This window comes from Streptomyces sp. IBSBF 2435, assembly GCF_036815005.1.
GTDB lineage: Bacteria > Actinomycetota > Actinomycetes > Streptomycetales > Streptomycetaceae > Actinacidiphila.
Map to the genome: position 1 here is coordinate 1 of NZ_JAJSYW010000286.1, position 5,666 is coordinate 5,666.

Here is a 5,666-nt window from a genome sequence, read left to right on the forward strand (position 1 = left end):
CACGCCTCCCGCGGCGAACCCGTACGGAGCCCCGCGCGAGGCCACCCCGCCGCCCTCAGTGCCGTCCGCGCCCGCCGAGCACCCGGCGTACGCGCCCAAGCTGCACGTGCCGCTGCCGCCGCCGTACCAGCCGAGCACCCCGCCGCCGCTCAACCGCCCGAGCCGCACAGGGGACTTCACCCCGGCCCGGCGCACCAGGCGGCGCTGGATCGCGGCCGTTTCCGGCCTGGCCGTCGCCGCTGTCGCGGTGTCGGTGACGCTGGCCTTCGCGCCCTTCGGCGGCGGCAAGGGCGACGACGCGAAGCCGACCGCTCCGCCGTCGAACGCGACGATCGGCCAGGCCGCCGCGCTGAAGATGCACGGCGGCAAGGTCGGCGCCGGCTACGGCGGGGGCCTCGACGGGGTGGTGCGCCCGTCCGGCAAGACCGGCGGCACCCTGCAACTCGCCGCGTCCGAGACCGAGGACGGCATGCTCGACCCGGCGCGCTCGTACTCCCAGCCGTCGTGGAACCTGCAACGCCTGTACCTGCGCAAGCTGGTGGACTACGCGCCGATGCCCGGGGCCGCGGGGCGGGGGCTGGTGCCCGACCTCGCCACCGACACCGGCAGGGTCAGCTCCGACGGCTACACCTGGACCTTCACCCTCAAGGCGGGCCTCACCTACGAGGACGGCACCCCCATCACAACCCAGGACATCAAGTACGGCATCGAGCGGACCTTCGACCGGTCGGTCTTCGGCACCGGGCCCACCTACTTCGTGGACCTGCTCGACCAGGGCCAGAACTACCCGGGACCGTACAAGGACACCGATCCGGACAAGCTGGGCCTGCACTCGGTCGCCACGCCCGACAAGAGGACCATCGTCTTCACCCTCGCCAAGCCCTTCGCCGACTTCCGCTACGTGCTCGCGCTGTCCATGGCCGCGCCCGTACCGCCCGGGTCGGACACCGGCGGCGGCAAGGACTTCCAGGACCACCCGATGAGCAGCGGCCCGTACAAGGTCGCGAGCTACACCGCGGGCAGCGCACTGCACCTGACCCGCAACACCTACTGGAACCAGGCCACCGACTCCATACACTCCGCGCTGCCCGACGCCGTGGACGTCCGGATCTACGGCAGCCAGGCGGCGGTCGAGGACGCCCTGCTGTCCGGCTCCGCCGACCTGGACCTCAACGCCCAGACACTGTCCGACACCGCCGAGTCCAAGCTGCTCAACGACCCGGCGCTGAAAAGCCGCGCCGACCTGGTCTACAACGGCGCCACCCGCTACCTGAGCCTCCAGACGAGCATCGCGCCGTTCAACAAGCTGGAATGCCGCTGGGCCGTGCAGTACGCCGTCGACCGCTCGCAGATACGGGCCGTGGTCGGCGGGCAGTACGACGGCGGCGACGTCGCGACCACGATGCTGCCGCCCACCACCGACGGCTACGACCCGGACGCCCACCCGTTCGGCTACACCGACGGCACGCCCTACCCGGCGCAGGCCAAGCAGCAGTTGGCGGCTTGCGGCAAACCGGGCGGCTTCAGCGTGACCCTGGCGGGACCCGGCAACTCACCGCGGCTGGAGGAGGCGATGCTGGCGATCCAGCACTCCCTGGCCGCGGTCGGCATCAGGGCCACGATCCTCCATGTGGCCACCTCGTCCTACTACGCGACCCTGAACTCGCCCGCCAAGCTCAAGCAGGCCGGCTGGGGCATGGCCCTCACCGTCTGGGCCGCCGACTGGCCCACCGGCGGCGGCTTCCTGCGCACCCTGGTCCAGCCCGGCAACCCCAACAACTACGCGGGCCTGGACGACGTCAACGTCAACAACATCGTCGAGAAGGCCGACACCCTGACCGACCCCGCCGCGGCGGCCGGCCAGTGGAAGGCCGCCGACCAGGCCGTGATGCGCGACTCCACGATGGTGCCGCTGATCTACGTACGGCATCTGGTCTACCGCGGCAGCCGGCTCACCAACGCCTACGAGCAGCAGGTGTTCGGCGGAGTCGACCTCACCGCGCTGGGAGTCCAGTCGTAGCGGTGGCCAGCGCGGTGACGAAACCGTCGGTCGTACGCCGGTCGCGCACCGCCACCCGCAGCCAGTCGGGGCCGAGACCCGGGAAGGTGTCGGCCCTGCGCACCGCGTAGCCCAGTGCCCGCAGCCGCTCCCTGACCTGCCCCGCGTCCGGCAGCCGCAGCAGCACGAACGGTGCCGCGGGCGCGTCGCCCGCGACCCGCAGCGCGGTGAAGTCCCGCAGCCGGGACAGCAGATACGCCCGGTCGGCGGCCACCTCGACCGCCGCCCCGGCCGCCTCCGCGAGCGCGTCCGCGCCCACGCACGCGCGGGCCGCGGCCAGCGCGGGCGTCGACACCGCCCACAGCGGCTGGGCGCGCTCCAGCGCCGCGATCTGCTCCCGGCCGCCGAGCACATAGCCGATCCGCAGCCCGGCCAGCCCCCAGGTCTTGGTGAGGCTGCGCAGCACCAGCAGCCCCGGCACCCCGCCCGCCGCCGCCAGCGACTCCGGCTCGCCCGGCACCGCGTCCATGAACGCCTCGTCCACCACCAGCGTCCGCCCCGGCCGCGCCAACCGCCGTATCAGGGCGGCGGGATGCAGAACCGACGTCGGATTCGTCGGATTGCCGAGCACCACCAGATCGGCGTCCCGCGGCACCGCGGCCGGGTCGAGCCGGAAGCCGTCGCCGGACGACAGCAGCACCCGGTGCACCGGGTGGCCCGCGGCCCGCAGCGCCGCCTCCGGCTCGGTGAACTGCGGGTGCACCACCACCGCGTGCCGTGGCCGCAGCGCCCTGGCCAGCAGCACGAAGGCCTCCGCCGCGCCCGCGGTCAGCAGCACCTCGCGCTCGTCCGCCCGGCCGTGCCGCAGCGCGACGGCCTGCCGGGCGGCCCGCCCGTCCGGGTAGGCGGCGAGTCCGGTCAGCGAGGCGGCGATCCGCTCGGCCAGCCACGCGGGCGGAGTACCGCTGCGGACATTGACGGCCAGGTCCACCAGGCCCTCGCCGACCTCCGCGTCACCGTGGTGGCCCAGGTCGTAACCGGCGGTGCCGGCATCGCCGCGGTCAGTGGGTGTGAGCATGGTGGTGCCCGTGGCCGCCGTGCGGGTGGGAGGGGTCGTCCGGGTGGTGGTGCGGCTGCTGCGGCAGGCCCACCCGGTCCTCGAAGCCGGGCATCCGGATCCGGTAGACGCAGGTGTCGCAGTTCATCCGCAGATCGCCCTCGACCGCCTCGCGGTAGCGCTCCATCACCAGCTCCGCGAGTTCCGCCGCCGGGCCGATCACGTCCGCGCACCGCACGTCGACACCGCCGCGCCCGGCCGCCCACACCGCGGCCTGCTCCCGCACCCGGTCCGGCAGCACACCGCTGAAGAGGAAGTACGGCAGCACCACGACCGTACGGGCGCCCAGCAGGCGGCAGCGTTCCAGGCCCGCCGGGACCGACGGCTCGGCCAGCGACACGAAAGCGGTCTCCACCCCGGCGTAGCCGCGGCCCTCCCACAGCAGCCTGGCCGCCTTGAAGACCTCGGAATTCGCGTCGGGGTCGGTCGAGCCGCGGCCGACCAGCAGCACCGTCGCGTCCGCCCGGTCCACGCCCGCGAGCGCCTCGTCGACCCGCCGCTCCAGCACCGCGAGCAGCCCCGGATGCGGCCCCAGCGGGCGCCCGTACGCGTACGACGTGCCCGGGTGCCGCTGCTTCTCCCGGGCCAGCGCCGCCGGGATGTCGCCCTTCGCGTGCCCGGCGGAGACCAGCACCAGCGGTACGGCGGCGAAGTCCCGTACCCCCGCGCCGACCAGCGCCGCGACCGAGTCCGCCAGCGGCGGCGGCGACAGCTCGATGAAGCCGCCGCCGACCGGCAGCCCCGGGTGGGCGGCGTCCAGCCCCGCCACGAAGGAGCGGAAGGCGGTCGCGCCCGCTTCGTCACGGGTGCCGTGGCCGACGAGGAGGAGTGCGGGAGGCGTCACAGGTCGTTCTCCTTGGGATCCGGTGCCGCGGCAGGGGTGTAGAGCAGCGCGTTGAGCGCGGCGGCGGCCACCGCGGAGCCGCCCTTCTCCGAGATGTTGCTGACCGCGGGCAGGCCCGAGGCCCGCAGGCGGGCCTTGCTCTCCGCGGCGCCCACGAAGCCGACCGGCAGGCCGATCACCAGTGCCGGAGCGGCGTCCAGCACGAGCAGTTCCTCCAGCGCGGTCGGAGCGCAGCCGATCACCCACACCGCGCCCGGGCCGACCTGCTCGTACGCCAGCCGGATCGCGTGCGCGCTGCGGGTCAGACCGGGACCGGCGACCGCGTCGGCGAGCCGGCAGACCGCCCGGCGGGCGGTGATGCCCGCCGCGACCATGCCGACGTCGGCAACGATCGGCGCGCCCGCCCGCAACGCGGCCTGCGCGAAGGTCAGTTCGGCCTCGTCGGCGACCAGGTCGTCGGCGTAGGCCAGATCCGCGCTGGAGTGGATCACCCGCTCCAGCACCGCCCGGTGCAGCCGCGGAAGGCCGGAGGTGTCCAGCCGGGAGCGCAGGATACGGAACGACTCCTGCTCGATGGGGTGGACGGTGCGGGTCATGCGCCGCCACCGCCGTTCGCCGGGTCCGCCTGCCAGCGGTAGCCGCGCGGCGTCACCATCCGGCCCGCCACGACACGGGACGCGGTGTTGCCGACGGTGACCACCGACACCATGTCCACGGTGGCCGGGTCCACGTCGGCCAGCGTGGTGACCGTGACCTCCTCGTCCGGGCGGGACGCGGCCCGCACGACGCCGACCGGCGTCCGCGGGTCGCGGTGCTCGGCCAGCAGTGCCAGGGCCTTCGGCAACTGCCAGTCACGGCCGCGGCTGCGCGGGTTGTAGAACGTCACCACCAGGTCGGCCGCCGCAGCCGCCCGCACCCGGCGCTCGATCACCTCCCACGGGGTGTGCAGGTCCGACAGGCTGATCGACACGTGGTCGTGGCCGAGCGGCGCGCCCAGCAGCGCGGCCGCGGCCAGGGCCGCGGTCACGCCGGGTACGCCGACCACGTCGATGTCGTCCGCGGCCTCCGCGAGGGCCGGCGACGCCATCGCGTACACCCCGGCGTCACCGCTGCCGATCAGCGCAACCGCGTGCCCCGCGCGCGCCTCGGCCACCGCGGTACGCGCCCTGGCCTCCTCGGCGCCCAGCCCGGACGCCAGTACCCGGGTGCCGGGCAGCAGCAGGTCGCGGATCTGCGCCACGTACTGGTCCAGGCCGACGATCACCGACGCGCGCCGCAGTTCCGCCGCCGCGCGGGGCGTCAGCAGGTCCCGGGCGCCGGGCCCCAGCCCCACGACCGCCAGCCGGCCGCGCGGCCTGCGCCGCGCCAACGCGACCGTGGCCATGGCCGACTTCCGCTTCTCAAGCACGAGTTCGCCGCCGGGGCCGGCCCCGAGGACGGCTGCCGCCTCGGCGACCGACGGGGTACCGACCGCGGCCAGCGGCGCCGCCGAGGGGTTCGGCACGGTCACCTGTGCGAGCGCTTCCGCCGCGAACGTGACCAGCGGCACGCCCAGGCGGGCCGCCGCCGCCACGATCCCGGCCTCGTCCGCCTTCGCCTCGACGGTGGCCATCGTCCACAGGCTCTCCTCCGCGAGCCCCGCCGCCGCCAGGCCCTCTCTGACCAGCGCCACCACTTCCCCGACCTCGACGCCCCGGCTCCCCCCG

General features: G+C 74.8%; 5 protein-coding genes. 1 reads left to right on the plus strand and 4 read right to left on the minus strand.

Going from position 1 to position 5,666, the window contains the following annotated elements:
* On the plus strand, nt 1–2,020 hold a 2,020-nt coding region (locus tag V7E46_RS32035), incomplete at its 5' end, for an ABC transporter substrate-binding protein (protein WP_333771690.1).
* Here the strand turns inward: V7E46_RS32035 and cobC are convergent.
* The 4 genes from cobC to cobJ all read right to left on the minus strand — a co-directional run.
* Nucleotides 1,995–3,077, minus strand: a complete 1,083-nt coding sequence (cobC, locus tag V7E46_RS32040; protein ID WP_333771691.1) for an Rv2231c family pyridoxal phosphate-dependent protein CobC — start codon at nt 3,075–3,077, stop codon at nt 1,995–1,997. The two genes, V7E46_RS32035 and cobC, sit on opposite strands and share 26 nt — an antisense overlap.
* Entirely contained in the window at nt 3,061–3,960 is a 900-nt protein-coding gene (locus tag V7E46_RS32045) for a sirohydrochlorin chelatase (protein ID WP_333771692.1), read from the minus strand. Before V7E46_RS32045 ends, cobC begins: the two co-directional genes overlap by 17 nt.
* Nucleotides 3,957–4,556 (minus strand): precorrin-8X methylmutase, encoded by a 600-nt coding sequence (locus V7E46_RS32050; RefSeq protein ID WP_333771693.1) that lies wholly within the window; start codon nt 4,554–4,556, stop codon nt 3,957–3,959. Before V7E46_RS32050 ends, V7E46_RS32045 begins: the two co-directional genes overlap by 4 nt.
* Nucleotides 4,553–5,666, minus strand: a 1,114-nt coding sequence (gene cobJ / locus V7E46_RS32055) for a precorrin-3B C(17)-methyltransferase (RefSeq protein WP_333771694.1), incomplete at its 5' end; no start/stop codon positions are given. The genes V7E46_RS32050 and cobJ, both read right to left, overlap by 4 nt.

Coding starts and splice junctions, on each gene's coding strand:
- V7E46_RS32050 (WP_333771693.1), bottom strand. CDS start 4,556: ATGACCCGCACCGTCCACCCCATCGAGCAGGAGTCGTTCCGTATCCTG.
- cobC (WP_333771691.1), bottom strand. CDS start 3,077: ATGCTCACACCCACTGACCGCGGCGATGCCGGCACCGCCGGTTACGAC.